This is a genomic window from Lentzea alba (genome assembly GCF_047445655.1).
GTDB lineage: Bacteria > Actinomycetota > Actinomycetes > Mycobacteriales > Pseudonocardiaceae > Lentzea > Lentzea alba_A.
Genome location: NZ_JAJAEG010000036.1, coordinates 48391 through 67187 on the forward strand (window position 1 = coordinate 48391; position 18797 = coordinate 67187).

Annotated in this window: 14 protein-coding genes; 2 read left to right on the plus strand and 12 right to left on the minus strand. The window is 67.0% G+C overall.

Features of this window, described 5'->3' with window-relative positions; translation table 11 throughout:
• Position 1 precedes the first annotated feature (1 nt).
• Together LFM09_RS41435 and LFM09_RS41440 are read right to left on the minus strand one after the other, a co-directional pair.
• Positions 2–775, minus strand: a complete 774-nt coding sequence (locus LFM09_RS41435; protein WP_414102120.1) for an ABC transporter permease — start codon at positions 773–775, stop codon at positions 2–4.
• A complete protein-coding gene (locus tag LFM09_RS41440; RefSeq protein ID WP_414102121.1) occupies positions 775–1689 on the minus strand; it encodes an ABC transporter ATP-binding protein in 915 nt (304 codons plus the stop codon). The genes LFM09_RS41435 and LFM09_RS41440 overlap by 1 nt, the downstream gene beginning before the upstream one ends.
• A gap of 55 nt (positions 1690–1744) precedes the next feature.
• On the opposite strand from LFM09_RS41440, the gene LFM09_RS41445 reads away from it, so the two are divergent.
• Entirely contained in the window at positions 1745–2332 is a 588-nt protein-coding gene (locus LFM09_RS41445) for an N-acetyltransferase family protein (RefSeq protein WP_414102122.1), read from the plus strand.
• A gap of 245 nt (positions 2333–2577) precedes the next feature.
• Here the strand turns inward: LFM09_RS41445 and ndk are convergent, their stop codons facing one another.
• The 10 genes from ndk to LFM09_RS41495 all read right to left on the minus strand — a co-directional run bounded on the left by ndk (position 2578) and on the right by LFM09_RS41495 (position 17965).
• Positions 2578–2988 carry a nucleoside-diphosphate kinase gene (ndk, locus tag LFM09_RS41450; protein ID WP_045316836.1) on the minus strand — a complete coding sequence of 137 codons (411 nt, stop codon included), beginning with the start codon at positions 2986–2988 and terminating at the stop codon, positions 2578–2580.
• A 352-nt stretch (positions 2989–3340) separates the two neighbouring features.
• Positions 3341–3625: a hypothetical protein gene (locus LFM09_RS41455; RefSeq protein WP_414102123.1), complete on the minus strand. Its 285-nt coding sequence runs from the start codon at positions 3623–3625 to the stop codon at positions 3341–3343.
• A 77-nt stretch (positions 3626–3702) separates the two neighbouring features.
• Positions 3703–5145, minus strand: a complete 1443-nt coding sequence (locus LFM09_RS41460) for a DHA2 family efflux MFS transporter permease subunit (RefSeq protein WP_414102124.1) — start codon at positions 5143–5145, stop codon at positions 3703–3705.
• 40 nt (positions 5146–5185) lie between these two features.
• Positions 5186–5668 carry a MarR family winged helix-turn-helix transcriptional regulator gene (locus tag LFM09_RS41465; protein WP_414102125.1) on the minus strand — a complete coding sequence of 161 codons (483 nt, stop codon included), beginning with the start codon at positions 5666–5668 and terminating at the stop codon, positions 5186–5188.
• A gap of 49 nt (positions 5669–5717) precedes the next feature.
• Positions 5718–11096, minus strand: a complete 5379-nt coding sequence (gene pulA, locus LFM09_RS41470) for a pullulanase-type alpha-1,6-glucosidase (protein ID WP_414102126.1) — start codon at positions 11094–11096, stop codon at positions 5718–5720.
• 2387 nt (positions 11097–13483) lie between these two features.
• Positions 13484–14992: an alkaline phosphatase D family protein gene (locus LFM09_RS41475; protein ID WP_414102127.1), complete on the minus strand. Its 1509-nt coding sequence runs from the start codon at positions 14990–14992 to the stop codon at positions 13484–13486.
• 88 nt (positions 14993–15080) lie between these two features.
• Complete coding sequence (locus LFM09_RS41480) at positions 15081–15785, minus strand: ESX secretion-associated protein EspG (RefSeq protein WP_414102128.1); 705 nt, start codon at positions 15783–15785, stop codon at positions 15081–15083.
• Complete coding sequence (locus tag LFM09_RS41485) at positions 15782–17050, minus strand: hypothetical protein (protein WP_414102129.1); 1269 nt, start codon at positions 17048–17050, stop codon at positions 15782–15784. Before LFM09_RS41485 ends, LFM09_RS41480 begins: the two co-directional genes overlap by 4 nt.
• Positions 17047–17655 (minus strand): DUF3558 domain-containing protein, encoded by a 609-nt coding sequence (locus LFM09_RS41490; RefSeq protein ID WP_414102130.1) that lies wholly within the window; start codon positions 17653–17655, stop codon positions 17047–17049. Before LFM09_RS41490 ends, LFM09_RS41485 begins: the two co-directional genes overlap by 4 nt.
• 4 nt (positions 17656–17659) lie before the next feature.
• Positions 17660–17965: a PE domain-containing protein gene (locus tag LFM09_RS41495; RefSeq protein ID WP_414102131.1), complete on the minus strand. Its 306-nt coding sequence runs from the start codon at positions 17963–17965 to the stop codon at positions 17660–17662.
• 141 nt (positions 17966–18106) lie between these two features.
• Here LFM09_RS41495 and LFM09_RS41500 point away from each other — a divergent pair, with 141 nt between their 5' ends.
• A complete protein-coding gene (locus LFM09_RS41500) occupies positions 18107–18796 on the plus strand; it encodes a hypothetical protein (protein ID WP_414102132.1) in 690 nt (229 codons plus the stop codon).
• Position 18797 lies beyond the last annotated feature (1 nt).

An 18797-nucleotide genomic window follows, 5' to 3' on the forward strand; every position in this document is an offset into this window, starting at 1 on the left:
GTCACACCGCCAGCCTGCGGTGGAAGAAGCGGACCGACAAAGCCACACCCACCGCCGTCATCGCCACGAGAAACGCGAGGTGCCCGAGCAGCGGCCAAGCCCCGAGCGTGCCGAACGCCGTCCCCCTGGCGAGCTCGATCCCGTGCCAAGCGGGCGTCAGCCACACCACGGGCTCCAACCAGTCCGGCAACTGACTGACCGGGAAGTACGTCCCGGTGAACAACATCATCGGCATCATCACGAACCGGAAGATCGTCGTGAAGCTGTCCGGCTTGTCCAACGTCGCGCTGTACGCGATCAGCGGACAGGCAAACGCCAGCCCCGCCACCGCCCCGATCGGAACCGACCACAGAATCCCCGGCCCGGACGCCGCCCCGAGCGCCACCGCGATGCCCACGAACACCGCACCACGCGCGAACAACTGCGCGCCGATCCACAACACCTGCCCGTACAACACCTGCGCGGGCGTGATCGGCGTGGCCACCATCCCGACATACGTCTTCTGCCACATGAACGCCGACATGATCGCGTACGTCGACTCGAACGTGGCCCCTTGCAGAGCCGTGATGACGACCAGAGCAGGCGCGATGTACTCCAGATACGGCACACCGCCGATCAGCGTCGTCGACTGCACCAGCGACCCGAACCCGATCCCCAGCGCCAGCAGGAACAACACCGGCGTCAAGAAACTGGACACCACCGTCGCCCGCCAGTTGCGCCGGTACCACGTCCAGTGCTTCTCGAACCCGAACCAGGAGGCCCTCAACGTCTGCATCAGTCCACCAACGTCCGGCCGGTGAGCCGCAGAAAAACGTCCTCCAGCGAACTGCGCCGCACCAAGCTCTGGATCGGCTGCACCCCGTTCTCATGCACCTTGTTGAGCGTGTGCTCACCGTCCTGCGTGTACAACAACAACCGGTCGGGCAACACCTCAACCCGCTCCGCAAACCGCTCCAGGTCCGGCTTCTCCGCGCCAGGCTGGAACCGCAGCTCCAACACCTCTTTGGTCGAGTACCGGCTGATCAACTCACTCGGCGACCCTTCAGCGGCGATCCGCCCGGCGTCCATCACCACCAGCCGATCACAAAGCTGCTCAGCCTCGTCCATGTAGTGCGTCGTGATGATCAGCGTGACGCCGTCCTGCTTGAGCCTGAACAGCCTGTCCCACAACAGATGCCGCGCCTGCGGGTCCAACCCGGTAGTCGGCTCGTCCAACAGCAGCAACTCCGGGTCGTTCACCAACGACCGCGCAATCGTCAGCCGCCGCTTCATCCCACCGCTCAACGGCTCGACCTCGTGATCGGCCCGATCCGTGAGCTGCGCGAACTCCAGCAACTCCGCAGCCTTCTCCCGGCACCGCTGCCGGGACATCCCGAAGTACCTTCCATAAATCTGCAGGTTCTGCCGAACCGTCAACTCGGTGTCGAGGTTGTCCAGCTGCGGCACCACCCCGAGCCGCGCCCGGATCTTCGGCCCGTCCCGCCCCGGATCCATCCCGAGCACCTTCAGGTCCCCACCCGTCCGCCCCGACACACACGAGATCATCCGCATGGTCGACGACTTCCCGGCCCCGTTCGGCCCCAAAAACCCGAACGCCTCACCCCGGCGCACCTCCACGTCGATGCCGCGAACGGCCTCGAACGTCCCAAAGTGCTTGGTCAGAGCCTTGGCCTCGACGAGGTTCTCCACCCACCCGACGTTAACGAACAGGTCTGACAATTTTCGACGCAATTACCATCGCCCCATGCCAGAGATCGAACTCAGGTGGCTGTCCGAGCCCACCGACCAGCTGCGCACCGAGATCCACACCGTCGTCCACGACGTAGTGGCAGCAGGCGGCGCCGTCGGCTACCACGAGCCTCCAACCCTGGAACGCATCTCGACCTGGCTGGACGGCGTCCTCAAGCAGGTCCGCAACAACGACGCCGCCTTCGTCACCGCCCAGGTGGACGGCGTGGTCCAAGCCGTCGGCCTCTGGCGCCGCGGCGGCACCGCAGTGTTCCAACACCGCGCCGAAATCCAACAGGTCATGGCCCACCCGAATGCACGCGGCCTGGGCCTCGGCAAACGGGTCGTTCAGGGCTTGGTGGACCACGCCCGCGACGCGGGCATCGAAATCGTCATGCTCGGCACGCGCGGCAACAACCACGGCGCCATCGAGCTCTACGAAAGCCTGGGTTTCCGCGAATACGGCCGCATGCCCAACGCCATCGCCGTGGGCAACGAGCGCTGGGACGACGTCTCGATGTACCTGCCGCTCGGCTACCCGGAGGGCACGATCCTCAACGGGGCAAACCCAGGAGGCTTGGGCTCAAGCCCGCGCCGAACCTGACATCTCGCAACGGCGAAGCCAAGCCGCCCTGAGCAACAGGCGTGCCATCTACCCGCGTGCGGCGCCAGCCGGTCTTTGATCAGATTGGCGGGGTCCGGGGCGGAGCTCCCAGAAAATCAACAGGACCCGCCGCCCGCAACGCACCCACCTACGGACAACAAACAGGAACCCGCCAACGAAACAGGGGGACGGCCCACAAAACAGGCGCGTCCCCCTGGTCAGGAACCGAGGAAAATCAGAGGAAATCAGAGGTTCGGGAACCAGATCTTGATCTCCCGCTCAGCCGACTCAGCCGAGTCCGACCCGTGAACGAGGTTGTACTGAACCTCAAGCCCGAAGTCCCCACGAATGGTCCCCGGGGTGGCCTTCTCAACCGGGTCAGTCCCACCAGCCAGCTGACGGAACGCCGGAATGGCCCGAGTCCCCTCAACCACCAGAGCAACCAACGGCCCACCGGTGATGAAGTCGACGAGGTCGTTGTAGAACGACTTGCCATCGTGCTCCGCGTAGTGCTGCTCAGCGGTAGCACGGTCAGCGGTACGGAGCTCCAACGCAGCGAGCTTCAGCCCCTTGCGCTCGATCCGGGCGATCACCTCGCCAACGAGACCACGCTCAACGCCATCGGGCTTGACCAGAACCAGGGTGCGCTCGGACACGACGGACAACTCCTTGCAAAACAGATACGGGAAGTGCGGACAGGGTAGCCACCCGCTCAACACACCCCGCGCCGGACCTGTCCGTCGTACAACCTACGCCGAACCTCGGAGTCGCGACGCCGAACGATCAGCCGGACCAACCTGCGGTACCCGCGCCTCTCCGCGAAACACTCGGCGTGCAGAAACTCAGGCTCGGCCGTGCGAAGGTCCTCGATGAACATCACGTAGTCGTAGGAACCCTCGCCATCAGCCGACCACCGCGCAACACACGGCCCGGACAACGGCAGGACCCTGCCGCACAAGGCGCACACCACGTTCGCAACGCCGCCGGCCGTCCACCGCACAAGCTCGGTCACCGCCGCCGCCCGTAGGTCCGCGCCGTGAGCTTCGGACGAAGTCGCCCGATGGAGTCGTACCGGTGCACCAGCTCGATCAGTGCCGACACACCCTCGTACTGCGCGAAGCACACCGGGTGAAAGATCGTGTCAGGGCTACCGCGCAGATCCCCGATCTCGGGAATCCAGGAGTAGCGGATCTTCTCGGGTTCGCCGGGCGGACGCCATCGCGCAACGCCGGACCTCTCCGTGTCCCATAACAGCTTGCAGTAGGGACACTTGGTCCATCCCGCCGTCAGCACTCCAAAAGTCTGACAGAGCCGGAGGTCCTCGGTGCGCGATTCCGCGCACCGAGGACCCCCGAAACAAGAACAGCTAGCTAGTGCACCAGCACCGGCTGCGCGTCCGCTGCCACAGAAACCTGCCGCAACACGAACACCGCCAGCCCCAGCGCCACAGCCACCAACCCAGCGGAAATCCAGAACGCCAGGTGGAACCCGGAGGTCAACGCCTCCAACCGCCCAACCCCGGAAGCCACCAACGACGACGTGTAGGACGTCGAAGTAGTAGCCAGAACGGCCAACCCGAGCGCCCCACCCACCTGAGCAGTCGTGTTGACCAGCCCAGAAGCAAGCCCGGCCTCATCCTGCGAGGCCCCGGACATGGCCAGCGTCATCAACGCCGGGAACGACAGCCCGAGCCCGATCCCCAACGGCGCCACCGCAGGCAGGATGTGCGCCACATAGGACCCGTCAACCGGCACCTGCGTGAACACCACCATGCCGACCAGCATGAACAGCAGCCCCACGATCAGCATGTTCCGCTCCCCGAACCGCGAGTTCAGCCGAGCGGACAGCGACACCGAGAACACCGCGATAGCACCGGCAACAGGCATGAACGCCAGACCGATCTCCAACGGCGAGTAAGCCAGCACCAGCTGCATGTAGAGCGTGCCGAGGAAGAACAGCCCGAACATCCCGGCGACCATGGAGATCTGCACCAGGTTCGCCCCGGTCACGTTGCGAGACCTGAACACCCGCAACGGCAGCAGCGGCTTGGCCGCAGTCCGTTGCCGCAGAACAAATCCAACGAGCAGCGCCACAGCCACGGAGCCCAGCCCCAACGTCTGCGAAGAGCCGAAGCCGTAGTGCTCAGCCTTGACGATCGTGTACACCCCGAGCATCACCGCGGCCACGATCAGCAGCGCACCAAGGACATCCGCACCTTCACGCAGTCCCAGCCCCACCGACGAAGGCACCAACCGCACGGCAGCCACAGCCGCCACGATGCCGATCGGGATGTTCACGAAGAAGATCCAGTGCCACGACATGGCGTCGGTCAGCACGCCGCCGAGCAACAGGCCGATGGACGCCCCGGCCGCCGCGACGAAGCTGAACACGCCGATGGCGCGGCGCTGCTCGTCGGGCTTCGGGAACATCGTCACGACCATGCCCAGCGTCACGGACGTGGCCAGCGCGCCGCCCGCGCCCTGCACGAAGCGCGAAACGATCAGCATCTCGGCGCTGAACGACACGCCGCACAGCAGCGACGCGACCGTGAAGACGCCCAGGCCGATCAGGAACACCTTCTTGTGCCCGATCAGGTCGCCCAGCCGACCGGCGAGCAGCAGCAGACCGCCGTAGGCGATCAGGTACGCGTTCACGACCCAGGCCAGGCCGGCCTGGCCGAACTTGAGGTCTTCCTCGATCGCGGGCAGCGCGACGTTCACGATCGTCTGATCGAGAACGATCATCAGCATGCCCGCGCACAGCACGATCAGCGCCAACCAGCGCGAGTCCGTCTTCGGTCCCCCTGAAGTCATAAGAGGAACCGTAACAGATAGTTTTGTACGGGACTATCTTTTATCCGACGGCATGACGCAGAGCACGCTTGCGCGGCGGCCTCTCGCACGGCATCGGGGTGCTCAGACGGCCTTCCAGCAGTCGCGTCAAGCCCTTGACCAGGCCTTCTCGCTCATCGACCGGCAACGAGCCCAGGACGCTCTCGTAGACGTCGGCCACCACCTGGTCGGCCTTCTCCGTGATCGCCCGTCCCTGCTCGGTCACCGCGACGACACGCGCACGACGGTCCGTGGGCGACGGCCTGCGCTCGGCGAACCCGGCCTGCTCCAGCACGTCCAGGGTCACGACCATGGTCGTCTTGTCGATGCTGACCTCGTCGGCGATCTCCGACTGCGTCCGCTCCGCCTTGAGGGCACTGGACAGAACGCAGCGGGCTCGCGGAGTCAGTCCGATCTCCGCGAGCCTCGCCGTCAGTTCGGTCTCCAGCGCGTGCCCGGTCAGATGCAGCAGCATCATCAGGTCAGTACACCCCGTCGTGCCCATGAGCACTACGGTACCGAATATTCTCGACTCAAACTATTTGTCGACGGGACTACTTCTCCAGAACGACGACCGATCGCGCCGCGCCGACCCGCTTTTCCCTGGTCATAGGCTTCCAGTCGCCAGGAGGCAGCGCCACGGCCTTGTCCGTCGGATTCGGGTTGATCACCACGAGCAGACCCTGCCGACCACGATCAACGTCCGGCCCGACCGTGTCGTCGATGTGCATGACGATCACACCGGACTCCGCGGCCGGGAACGAGACCTTCTGCTGCACCAGGTCCGCGGAACCGAGCGAGAACAGCGGCGACGACTGCCGGATCCGCAGCAGTTCCAGGGTCGCGTCCAGCGAGGCCCTCATGTCCGCGGACGACGGCTTCGCCATGCCCAGCAACGGCTTCGCGTACGGCCACTTCGACTCGTTGTCGGCCTTGGGCGGCAACCCGCGACCGAAACCGTTGTCGCGCAACGACGGGTCGTACGGGTTGAACCAGTCACCGGAGTCGTAGCTGTTGCGGTCCAACGACTTCGAGCGCAGGAACTCGGTGCCCGCGTGCATGAACGGCCGGCCCTGTCCCAGCAACGCCGGTGCGACCGCAACCGTCTGCATCTTCACCCGGTCTGCCATCGAAGTCTCGGGCTTCAGCTTGTAGGCCAACGCGTCGAACAACGTCTCGTTGTCGTGCGCGTCGACGTACGTGATCGCCTCCAACGGCTGCCCGGTGTAGCCGGCAGGAGAACCGTTGTACCGAACGTCCCGACCGGCGACCACAGGCCCGGCCGTGGACTGGAACCGGTACGAGGCCATGTTCCCGGCCATGCCCAGCTTCACCAGGTCGCTGTAGTTCTCCAGCCGCGCTGCCACGTCTCCGTTGGCGGGCGAGGAGTTCACGTCCCCGGCCAGACCGGACCCGATCCCCTGCACGCGCGGGTCGTCGTCGAACGGCCCACCACCGCGCACCGCGTCACGGAGCCGGTCGCTGAACGTCCCGATGCCCGTCCCGGCCATGTTCGCCTGCGTGGCCTGCTCGAACCGGGCGTTGCCGGCGACCTCGCCGAAGTCCCAGCCCTCGCCGTAGACGCCGATCTTGCGCCCGTCCACGCCGTCACGTTCGACGGTCAACGCGTCCAGAGCGGCCCGCACCGCGAGGATGTTCGCCTTCGGGTGGTGGCCCATCAGGTCGAACCGGAACCCGTCGACCTTGTACGTGCGGGCCCACCGCACCACGGAGTCCACGACGAGCTTGCCCATCATGGCGTTCTCGGAGGCGGTGTTCGCGCAGCACGTGGAGTTCGCGACCGATCCGTCGAGGTTGAGCCGCTGGTAGTAGCCGGGCACCACCTTGTCGAGCACCGACGTCGGTGCGTCGCCGAACGCCGCCGTGTGGTTGTAGACCACGTCCACCACCACGCGGTTGCCGTTGTCGTGCAACGACTTCACCATCTCGCGGTACTGCTTCGAGCGTGCCCAGCCGTTCTGCGCGTCCGCGGTGGCGTACGAGCCCTCGGGCACGTCGTAGTGGAACGGGTCGTAGCCCCAGTTGAAGCCGTCACGACCGGCAACCGCGCCGACGCACGCCTGCTGTTCGGAGGAGTCCGCGGGCAGCGACTTCAGGTCACACGCGGGCGTGGCCTGCTCAGTTCGCTTCTCGGGGATCGTCGCGATGTCGAACGTCGGCAGCAGGTGCACGGTGTCCATGCCCGCGGCGGCCAACGCGTTGAGGTGCTTCATGCCAACGGAATCGCGGTGCGTGAACGCCTTGTAGGTACCGCGATCCGCCGCCGGGACTGACTCGTCGTTGATCGAGAAGTCCCGCACGTGGAGCTCGGTGATCGCACCGCCCATGCCCTTCGCAACGTCCTTCGACCAGCCGGACGGCATCGACCGGCTGTCCTTGAGGTCGGCGAACTGCGAGTGCGTCGAGTTCACCGACAACGCGACGGAGTACGGGTCGGTGACCACGACCGTGCGCTGCCAGTTGGTGACCTCGAACTGGTAGTACTTGTTCTTCCAGTTGCCGGCGGCGGACCACGAGCCCGACGCGTCGTCGCGCTTCAGGTCGACCACGCGAACCGGGTCCCCGGACGGCTGGTCGAAGAGCCGCAGCTTCACGTTTTGAGCCGTCGGCGCCCACAACCGCACCGTCACGCAGTCGCCGTCGAACGTCGGTCCGAACGTCAGTTTCGTCGCCGCAGCAGCAAAACGGTCGTCCAGCACACCCGCGATCTGCACGCTCGTGCGGTGCCGGATCGCGCCACCGGCGTCGACGTGCACAGCGGAAAGCTTGTCCCGCAACGCCTCGTCGACGAACCCGCGCACCGCGAACACCGGCTTTCCTCGCAGGTGCGGGAACTGCGCCGGCACCTCCTCGGTCGTGGGCGACAGCCGCAGGACGCGCGAGCCGTACTCCAGCCGGTAGCCGTCGGACTGGATGCTCGGCACGTCCCAGACGACCTTGTCGCGCGAGATCCAGATCGCCTTGGCCTTGGTCAGGTCGTCATCGGCGGCGGGACCGGTGTTGGGCGGCAGCAGATAGGTCTCGTTGCCCTGCAACTGCCACACCTCGTTCCCCTTCTGCCCCAGGTCGAGGAACTGGTCGGGGCCGGGGTCCTTGGTGTCGCCGCGGTGGATGATGTAGCTCAGGCCGGCCGCGCCAGCCGCGAGTGGCACGGACCAGTACACGCCGAACTGGTCGCGTCCGTCCGGCACCCGCGACTGGTTCCAGCCCGGCGACGGCTCCAGCGAACCCGTCCAGTGGTACATGGTCCAGTCGGTGTAGTCGCCGTCCTGGCGGTTGTAGTGGATCACCGCCCGGTTCTCGGCGGCGGCCTTCGTAGCGTGCACCTTCCCGCCGGCAACCCACGAGTGGCCACTCGTGAACTTGCCGGAGGCTTCCACGGTCGTGCCGCGCACCACGGAGAAGTCAGTCGTGGGCGGAAGTTCGGCGACACCGTTCGAGAACGGCACATCCGCCCGTCCGGCAACGCGCACGACGGCTCCAGTGGCGTCACCGACGTAGTGCACGACCGCCTTGCCGGTGGCCGCTTGCTCGGACGGATGCACCGCGACGACGTTCTGCTTCAGCCACACCTCGGGCGTCACGCTCGGGTCGACGAACCGGTCTGCAGAGGTGTCCTTCTCGTCGCCCTTGTGCGCGATGATCCCGACCGACTTGGCGCCGGGCTTCAGCTTGATCCACGCGAAGCGCCCGTAGGCGTCCTCCCCCGCGAACGGCAGCGGCGCGTTCCACTCGGTCGGCGTCTCGACGTCACCCCAGACGTGCAGGCCCCAGCCGTCGTAGTTGTCCCGCTGGTAGTGCACGACCAGCCAGTCCGGGTTCTTCGTGCCCGGGTCCTGGACCGGCGGCGCCGCCACGAGCGACACGAACGCGCCGTCCGCGCCGATCTCGCCGGACTTCGCCACCACCCGCAGCTCGACCCGCTTGCCGACCGCGGCACCCGGAAGTGCTGACAGGTCGGCGAAAACCCGGTACGGCGCCGCGTCGTCGGTGCCGAGCACGGTCCAGTCGCTCGTGCCCTCGACGCGTGCGGCGAACGTGGCCGCCGCGTTGGGCGCGCTGATGCCGTCCGCACGGAGCTCGACCCGCTCGTCCAGCACCGTTCCCGCCGCCGGAGCGATCAACGTGGGTGCCGGCTTCGAAGCAGCGACGTCGCTGGTTCCCTTCAGCACCAACGAGGACAGCGCGGGCACGGTCACCGTGACGCGGCCGTTGACGACCGGCGCGTTCTCGAAGGCGGTGGACGACACCGGCACGGTCACCGTGGCCGGAGCAGTGCCTGCGTTGGCCACGACCAGGTGCTCGCGGCCGAGGATGCGGCTGAAGGCGAACACGTCGGCGTCGGCGTACCGGAGCACCTGGTTGCCGTCACGCCACACCGGGTCCTGGTCGACCTGCGTGGCCAGGGCCTTGAGCTGCTGGTACAGCGGGTGCGCGGTGTTGTAGTTGTCGACGGCGCCGGTGCGGTCGCTGCCGATCAGCTTCTCCGCCATGTACTCCGGCGTCTTCGAGGCGAACATGTCCTGGCGCGCCAGCTTGTCGCCGCCGGTGCCCGCGAAGCCCTGCTCGTCGCCGTAGTAGACGACCGGGTTGCCGCGCCACAGGTACATCAGGGTGTTGCCGAGCTTCAACCGTTCCAGCAGCTCGGCGTCGGTGATGCCCGGCCGGTCGTTGCGGATCATCCACGCGATGCGGCCCATGTCGTGGTTGCCGAGGAACGTCGGCAGGGACGAGGCGTTGGAGTCGGCGTCGGTGTAGCGGTCGTCGTCCAGCAGCACTTCACCGAGCCGCTGCGAACCCTTGCCGGACAGGAAGCTCACCGCGCTGCTCTGGAACGGGAAGTCCAGCGTGGCCTGCATGCGACCGGCGGTCGTGTACTTCGAGGTGTTCTCCGGTGAGGAGTCGAAGACCTCACCGAACACGAAGAAGTCCTTCTTGCCCTTGCGGTTCGCGTACTGCTTCACGTGCGGCGCCAGCGCCTGCCAGAACTCCAGGTTGACGTGCTTGACGGTGTCGACGCGGTAGCCGTCGATGTCGAGCGTGTCGATCCAGCTGGTGAAGATGTCCTTCATGCCGCTGACCACGCGCGGGTGCTCGGTCATCAGGTCGTCGAGCCCGGAGAAGTCGCCCTGCTCGCTCGACTCGCCGGAGAACGTCGAGTCACCCCGGTTGTGGTAGAGCGTGGAGTCGTTGAGCCACAACGGGTACTTCGTCGGGCCCTGCTTGACCGGCGTGTACGGGAAGGACTTCTGCGCGTCCAGCTTCGGGAAGTCCTTGCGGCCCGCGTAGTCCGCGATGTTGAACGGTTTGCCGTCGGCGTCCAGGTAAGGCTGCGCACCCGTGCTGACGTACGAGGTCTTGTTCTCGGCGTACTTGATCACGTCGGCGGTGTGGTTCGCGACGATGTCGAAGAACACCTTGATGCCGCGGCGATGTGCGTCGCGGATCAGGTCGCGCATCTCCCTGACCGTGCCGAAGTGCGGGTCCAGCTTGGTGAAGTCGACGGTCCAGTAGCCGTGATAGGCAGCCGAGTCGCCCTGCACCCACTGGTTGAGGAACATCGGCGTCATCCAGATCGCCGTGATGCCCATGCCGTCGAGGTAGTCGAGCTTCGAGTGCAGGCCCTTGAGGTCGCCGCCGTGGTAGAAGCCCTTGTCGGCAGGGTTGAAGCCGTCCTTGTCGTTGCGCGTCTCCCCGTTCGCGAACCGGTCCGGCATCACGAAGTAGAAGCGCTCACCCCGAAGGTCATCACGCTTGGGCGGCAAAGCGAGCTTTGCGTCCCCGTCGCGCACACCGGGCGCGACATCCACCACCTCCCCCACGGCCAGACGTTGCTTCTGTTGAGCAACGGCCTGGACCGGTGTGAGAGGCAGCAGTACCAGTGCAGCGAGCGCGGCGACGACCCGACGCATCGCGACCTCCTTGTCGCAACTTCTTGCAGGGTTGCTGCACGAAACCACGACAAACGGCGGGAAACAATACGTCGGGTCTTGCAAATATTTGCGATCAGCGCGTCGGTCGGTGGTACGTCGGCACCACGTGCAGCGGGTGGATCCCCCAGTCGTTGATCGCCTGCAACGCCAGCGGCCCGAGTCCGATGATGTTCTCCGCCGACGCCGGCCCCTCCAGCGTCGGAAGGCCGTTGAACTGCGTGTTCGTCGACGGTGCCGGGGAGCCGGAGGCAACGGCCTGCGGGTCGTCGTCGTAGAGGCCCATCACCGCGAGCAGCACGTACGGGTCTTGCTTCAGCTCGTTCTCCAACTGCTCGACGTAGATGTACTCGCCGCGTTTCGCCGCGGCGAACACCGACCGGCCGAGCCGTTCGAACGCCTCCTTGCACGCCTCCGGTGTGGCTGCGGCCATCGCCTCCTCAGGCGACACCTGCACCAGCACGGACTTGGTGCCATGGGTGGAGCCGTCCGTGCCGTAGCGGTGAGGGACGAGCGTGTTGCCGTTCTGGTCGATCAGCACGACGTCCCGGAACCGGTGGCCCGGCGAGTGGGCGCGCGCCAGGATGCCGAAGCCGATCCGGAGCTCCAGGTGGTTGTCCGGCAGGCGCCAGTACGTGCGCTGCTCACCCTGCTGCAGCGCGACATGGCCGCCGATCGCGATGCCCGGTACCGCGGTGGTCGGCGCCCCGGTGAACGTCGCGCGCGCCTCGTCAGTGAGGCTCTCGGGAGTTCCCTGCGACTCGATGCCGTCGCCGTAACGGTTGAAGGTGATCGCCATCTCCAGCGGGTGCGGGCCCCACTCCAGCATCGCCGCCATCGCCAGTTCGCCGATGCCCTGGACCGTCTCCCGCGAGACCGGCGCGTTCATGCCCGGGCTGCCCTTGAACGGCGTGTTCTCCGACGGGGCCGGGGAGCACGACACGACGACGATGTCCTCGTCGTTGTGGTTCTGCAGGGCCATCATCGCGAACGGTTCGACCCGTTCGCCCTGGTTCACGACGGGTTCGAGGGTGAGGTACTCGCGGCGGCCGTCCGCCACCTCGATCATCCGGCCGACCCAGCGGTAGGCCTCCTTGAGCGCCTCGTGGGTGACCGCGGCGTGGGCTTCTTCCCTGGTGACCGGTTGGAGCTGGGTCTGGACGCCGAGCGATGCCCCGTCCGTCATGAACCGGTCCATCATCAGCGCCTGGCCGGTCCGTTCGTCGATCATGATGACGTCGCGGAACCGGCCCTGGCTGAGCGGGGAGCGGGACAGGGTGCCCCTGGCCAGCCGGCTTTGCAGGTGGCCGTCGGTCAGCTTCCAGTACGTCGTGCGTTCGCCGATCTGCAGGACGATGTGGCCCGCGACCGGGACGCCGCACTCCGCGGTGGTGAGCTGGGCGTTGAAGATGGCGGCGACCTCGGGCGGGAGGTCCTGGGGTGGAGCTTGAAGCGGCGGCGTGGGCTGGGCAGGCGGCTGAGGCTGGGCAGGCGACGCTGGGGCGGACGGCTGAGGCTGGGCAGGCGACGCTGGGGCGGACGGCTGAGGCTGGGCAGGCTGCGCCGTCGGCGCGGGTGCCTGGACGGTCGGCTGAGGCTGGGCGGTGACGGTCGGCGGCGGAGCGGCGGCCTGACCATTCGGCTGAAATGGCGGCTGCGCGGCGAACTGCGGGTCCAGCCGTNTGCGCCGTCGGCGCGGGTGCCTGGACGGTCGGCTGAGGCTGGGCGGTGACGGTCGGCGGCGGAGCGGCGGCCTGACCATTCGGCTGAAATGGCGGCTGCGCGGCGAACTGCGGGTCCAGCCGTGCGGTGCGCACGACGTGATGTGCCCATGCCCGTGCGCGAGAGAGCGGGTGCTCCGGGAAACGGGTGTCGAACCGCGGGTCGTCACCGGCGTGGAACGGCAACCGGCCCTGGAGCTGCGGCGCGTACGGGTGCTGCAGGACCCACCGCTCGAACCCGACCTCGGGCGCGAGCACTCCCTCGCGCATGCCCGTCACCGGGCCTTCCACCGCGACGAGCTGCAGCACCGCGCTGCCGTTCGCCTTCGGAACCGTGAAGGAGCACAGGAACGCCTGCCCCGCGGGACGGTTCGGCAGCGGCATCTTGATGATCCGCAGCAACGCCGGCACACCGCCGAGCTGGACGACGTGCGCCTCGATGAGGCATCCGTCCTGGCCGTGGAGCACGGCGAGGTCGTGCCTCAGTCTCGGCAGGTCGTCCAGCCCGGCCGGCAGGTCCGGGACCAGGTTGAAGTAGGTCAGGTTGATCCGGTCGCCGTTGGCGGGGTTCGACCAGTTGCTCTGGTCCTGCTGATGGAAGCCGGTGGTGTCGAACGAGATGGGCACGCACCGACCCTATTGCGATCTTCAGCGCGCCTTGAGCGTTTTGGACCAGAGCGATGCCCCGGTTGCATCACGCAGCCACACCGTGAGCTCGTGCCGGTCCGCCTTGACCTCGCCGAAGTGCTGGAAACCGTCCAGCGGCGTGGTGTTGGCAGCGGGCGGGGCGTGCACGAAGACGGCCTCGGGACCGAACGTCGGGTCGAGCACGTTCGGGCCGAACGCGCCGGAGTGCAGCGGGCCGGACACGAACTCCCAGAACGGGTCGAAGTCGCCGACGGCCGCGCGGTCCGGCGAGTAGTGGTGCGCCGCGGTGTAGTGGACGTCCGCGGTGAGCCACACGGTGTTCTTGACGCGGCGCTTCTTGAGCTCGCGCAACACCCACGCGATCTCGTGCTCACGGCCGTTGGGCGCGCCCGGCAGGCCGTTCGCGACGCCCTCGATGTCCACGCCGTCCGGAACGGTCAGGCCGATCGGCAGGTCCGCCGCGATGATCTTCCACGTGGCGGTGCTGCGCGAGAGGCTGTCGACGAGCCACTTCGCTTGCGCCGCACCGAGAATCACGCCCGGCTTGTCCTTCGGCGAGGTGTTGCGGTCCTTGTACGTGCGCATGTCGAGCACGAAGATCTCGACGTTGCGGCCGTAGGAGAACTTCCGGTAGACGCGGCCGTCGACGGCGCGCTGCCGGTCGAGCGGCATCCACTCGTGGAACGCCTGGAAAGCGCGCTGTGCCAACACGTCCACGCGCTTCTCGGTGTACTGCGGGAGTTCCAGGATCTCGCCGGGGTACCAGTTGTTGACGACCTCGTGATCATCCCATTGTGCAAAGGTCGGGACCTGCGAGGCGAAGTGCTTCACGTTCTCGTCGAGCAGGTTGTAGGCGAACTGGCCGCGGTACTCGTCGAGCGTCTCGGCCACCTTCGACTTCTCCGGCGTGACGAGGTTGCGCCAGATCCGGCCGTCCGGCAGCGTCACCGACTCCTTCATCGGGTTGTCGGAGTAGACGCTGTCGCCGCTGTGGATGAAGAAGTCGGGGCGGCGGTCGGCCATCGCCTTGAAGATCGGCATGCCGCCGATGTCGGGGTTGATGCCCCAGCCCTGGCCCGCGACGTCACCGGACCACACGAACCGCACGTCTTCGCGGCCGATCGGGGCGGTGTTGAAGCTGCCGGTGAGGGCCTCGCTGCAGGTGCGGCCGCTCAGGTCCTCGGCCGTGACGCGGTAGTAGGCCGGGCGGCCCGGCAGCAGGTGGTTCACCCGCACCTGCCCGGTGCCACCGGTCTCCGGGGTCAGCAACGGACCGCGGATGCGGCGGGAGAAGCGGAACTTCGGGTCGTTGGACACCTCGACGAACATCCGGGAAGGCCGGTCCGCGCGGGTCCAGACGATCCCGCCGTCCCAGGTGACGTCGCCGGACTGCACGCCGTGGGTGAGGATCGGACGGTCGGTCTTGGCGAGGCCGATGCCCGAGGGCACCAGCGCCGCGGCCGTGCCGAATGCGCCTGCCTTGAACAACGTGCGACGGTCGAAGGTCATGCGCGGTTTCTAGTCGCCGGTTCTGACCAGCGGTGAAACCGGAAGTGAACTTCAGCGGCGCCGCGGTGTCACGGCGCCGCTGGTTCGCTCACGTGAGGCGCTTCAGCCAGTCCGTGATGATCTGCCGCGACGCGGGCGTGGCGTGCACCCACGTCTGGTGGTTCTGGTCGGTGTACTTGACCACGAGCCAGCGGCCGTCCTCGAAGTCGATCGTGGTGAGGAACGTCTTGGCCCGCTGACGGCCCTCGCCGTTGCGCTTGGCCGCGTACAGCTTCGCCGTGCCCTTGCGGGGCTGGGCGAGCAGCTGCCGCAACGAGATCGACGGCGACGCCTTGCCCGGCTGGTGCACGTTGATCTCGGTCTCGTGGACGTTGATCGACGCGCCACGGCCGGCCGGGACGTCCGGCAGCTGCATCGCGAGCACCTCCGGCGCGGCTTCCGGCCGGATCGGGTGCAGCTTCACGAACCCGTTGTCGTGCACGGCGAGCACGCCGTGCTGGGAGTTCGCCGCCACCACCACGGGCCGGGTCTCGCTCGGCGTGAGCGCGATCCACGCCGAGTAGTCCTGGTCCGCCTTGGCGATCAGGTGCAGCGTGCCCCGCACGTCCGGGTGGTCGAGCCCGATCCGGCGCAGCTCACCGATGACGTCGCGCTCGATGACCGCGCGCTCGTCGGTGGTCTGACCGGGCGAGTCGACGTGCAGCGCTGGGTGGTAGTCACCCAGCCGCTCCTGCTTCCACAGCACGTCGAACGCGAGGTCGGACAGCTGAATGGACGACTTCAGCACGCTCACCCCCCGATCGTCGGCGGAGCGACCATCGGCATGTCACCGATGATCTCGTTCGTGTTCTCCTCGGTGACGAGGTAGTCGGCCATCTTGTGCTCGCCGTCCTCTTCACCCTGGCCCTTGGCGCCCTGGCCACCCATGCCGCCCATACCCGCGGCACCACCACGGCCGGCCGCACCAGCGGCACCACCACGGCCACCGGCGTTCGGGCCGCTCTCACCCATGCCGCCGAAGACACCGGCCTTGCCACCGGGCTGCGTCCCCGACGTACCGGAGCCGGTGCCCATGCCACCGAGGCCGCCGCCACCACCGAACTTGCCGGCGCCACCGCCGCCGAACTTGCCGCCGCCGGCGCCACCACCGGGACCACCGGGGCCACGGCCGGCGCCACCGCCGGGACCACTCAAGCCAGGACCGCCTGGGATGCCGATCGGCGGGATGCCCGCGTTCGGCGGCCGGTCGATCACGTTGCCGATGGGCGGCTTGGGGCCGGGCAGCTCGTTCCTCAGCGGGCTGTTGACGTCTCCGCCGACAGCCTGGGACGTCGTGTTGTCGTTGCCGCCGGTGATGCTGCCGGGCGGGGTCCAGGTGCTACCCGTTCCCTGCGGGCCGCCGGTCGAGCTCGGGAAGTTGGGCGATCCGGTCCCGGTCGGATTCCGGATGGTGCTGGTGTTCGTCGTGTTGTCGCCACCACCACCGTTGTTCTGGATGACCTCGACGTTCAGCGTGTCGGCCATGACACCGGGGAACTCCTTGGGGAGCTCACTCCGGTTGGTGTTGCTGGCGCTCTGGAACTCGCTGTAGACCTTGCGGTTGTGCGATTCCTCGGAGTTGTACTTGTTGACCGCGTCCTCGGCGTCGGTGTCCCACGGCGACACGTCGTCCCAGAAGCCCGTCTCCGGCTTCTTCTCCGGCATGTTCTTGAGCTGGGACTTGTTGTGGTTGAACTGGTAGACCTGGTTCGAGATCGAGTGGTCCGCCTGCCGCAACGCGTCCTGCATCTGGATCATGGCCTGCTTGATCGGGTTCGCAGCGGCCTGCGCGGCGTCCGCGCTCGCACCGGTCCACGCCTCACCGAGCGTCTCGCCGACCTTCTTGAGCCTGTCCTCGACAATGGCGTAGCTGCGCTCCAGCTCCTTGGCCTTGGTGGCGGCGAGCTGCGCCGACCCGGTGCCTTCTCCACCGTGCATCTGGGCATAGATCTGGTGCCCGGAGAAACCCTCAGCGCGGGTGTTGTCCTCCGAGAAGCAGCTGGGCGCGGGCCGTGTCATTTCGCACCTGCCTTGATCGTGGTGATTGCGAGGTTCGCGAACTCGATGGCCCCAGCACACGGGTCCGCGAAGTACTTGCTCTTCCCGTCGCTGAGGAGGGTGAAGAGGATCGCCCTGTCATCGGAAGCGCCGACGATGATGTCGCAGCTCCCGTCCTTGCGCATGTCAGCGGCCGAAGCAGCGACCGCGGGGTAGCCCTGGATCGCGGGCAGCTCCTCGAACAGCGCGTACGAGGACTTTTTTGCGTAGGTGGTGTTGAGGCTCGTTCCCGCGGGAAGGATCACCATGCCGGTGGACGTCTCCGCGGCAGTGAGCGCGCCGGACCACTTGCAGGCCGGCCCAGGAGCGCCCGAGTTCACTGAACCTTGCACGCCAGGCAGACCGTAGGTGGTCAGCTGGTCCGCCGTGACCGCGGAACAAGGGGCGCCCTCAACGGCCGTCAGAGTGAGCGGGTTCGAAACCTTGGGTGCTCCGCCACCGTTGCCGGCACTGGTGCTGGTCGGCTGGGTCTCGTTGGTGGGCGTACCGGTGGTACCGCCGCCATTGCTGCAGCCCGCCATCAGGATGAGTGCGGCGGTGCCGGCGACGATGCTTCGGATGCGCAATTGCTCAGTCCCTTGGCTTGAGGTTGTCCTTGTTGCCCTGCTCGGTCTCCTCGTACTGGGTGAGCGTGGCCTTCAGGTTTTCGATCCGCGTCTTCAACGTGTTGCGCAGCTGCTCGTTCGACTTCTGGTGCGCTGCCCCGGCGGTGACCGCCCAGTTGTTGTAGACCTTGCTCGGCATGTCGAGCCCGGCGGGCTGAACAGCGGTCAGCGCTCCGCCCGTGTCATGGGCTTTGTCAAGTTCGAGGTAGATGGCCTCGTACTCCTTGATGGCAGCGCGCAGTGTGTCGAGATCGACCTTGGTCCCGCTCATACCCCAGTTCCCTCCCCGGAGAATCGTGCGCCTTGGAGCATACCTCTGCAGCTTGGAGCACGTCCTAGCTTCGAAGCACGATCAGGTGAACCAGACGAACTGTCACCATCGCATGGGACAAGTGAGGGTACGAACAGCGGCATGTTCCGTTCTTTGGCGCTTTTCGTCAGCGCTGCAATGCTGCTCGCCTCGTGCTCCTCACCCGCACCGAAGGCCGAGCAGGCCAAGATCAAGCCTCCTACGCCGGTCACCGGGCCGCAGCAGAACTGCGACGACGTCCTGCCCGACGACCCGGAGTGCGTCGCGTGGACCGCGCCCGAGCCCCACACCTTCTCCGAGGTGCTGCCGATCAACGGCGACGAGGCGGGCGTCGGCAAGGGTCTGCAGTGGGGTCCCTATTACTGGTGCGCGGCCATCACCGATGACGTCGCTGAGAAAGTCTTCGGCACGAAAGACGTCATCCGAGTGGTCGCGAGCAAGTTTTATTGCCAAATCGGGGTCAACAAGGCGACAGGTCTGAACAACACCCTCAGCATTTACCTGTCGCCCTATGAACCGGGGAATGGGGCGTACGACTGGTTCGTGGAGCCGAACCCGCTCGGCACGGTCACCCAGATCAACGGGCGCAAGGCCGTGCGCAGCGAGATGCCGAAGTTCTCCTCGATGGAACACGCCCAGTACACCATCGAGATCCCCGGCCACGGATCCGCCTGGAACATCGACCTGCGCAAGAGCGGGCGCGCCTCCACGCCGTTCACGGCCGACCACGAGGACGCGGACCGACGGGTGCTGCTCGCCGCCGACGCCCTCATGGCCTACGACCGGACCTGAG

Bases quoted from the DNA above. Each gene is read 5' to 3' on its own strand.
- LFM09_RS41500 (WP_414102132.1), top strand. From the start codon at position 18,107: ATGTTCCGTTCTTTGGCGCTTTTCGTCAGCGCTGCAATGCTGCTCGCC.
- LFM09_RS41460 (WP_414102124.1), bottom strand. From the start codon at position 5,145: ATGACTTCAGGGGGACCGAAGACGGACTCGCGCTGGTTGGCGCTGATC.
- pulA (WP_414102126.1), bottom strand. From the start codon at position 11,096: ATGCGTCGGGTCGTCGCCGCGCTCGCTGCACTGGTACTGCTGCCTCTC.
- LFM09_RS41445 (WP_414102122.1), top strand. From the start codon at position 1,745: ATGCCAGAGATCGAACTCAGGTGGCTGTCCGAGCCCACCGACCAGCTG.
- LFM09_RS41465 (WP_414102125.1), bottom strand. From the start codon at position 5,668: ATGGGCACGACGGGGTGTACTGACCTGATGATGCTGCTGCATCTGACC.
- LFM09_RS41485 (WP_414102129.1), bottom strand. From the start codon at position 17,050: ATGACACGGCCCGCGCCCAGCTGCTTCTCGGAGGACAACACCCGCGCT.
- LFM09_RS41495 (WP_414102131.1), bottom strand. From the start codon at position 17,965: ATGAGCGGGACCAAGGTCGATCTCGACACACTGCGCGCTGCCATCAAG.
- LFM09_RS41475 (WP_414102127.1), bottom strand. From the start codon at position 14,992: ATGACCTTCGACCGTCGCACGTTGTTCAAGGCAGGCGCATTCGGCACG.
- LFM09_RS41435 (WP_414102120.1), bottom strand. From the start codon at position 775: ATGCAGACGTTGAGGGCCTCCTGGTTCGGGTTCGAGAAGCACTGGACG.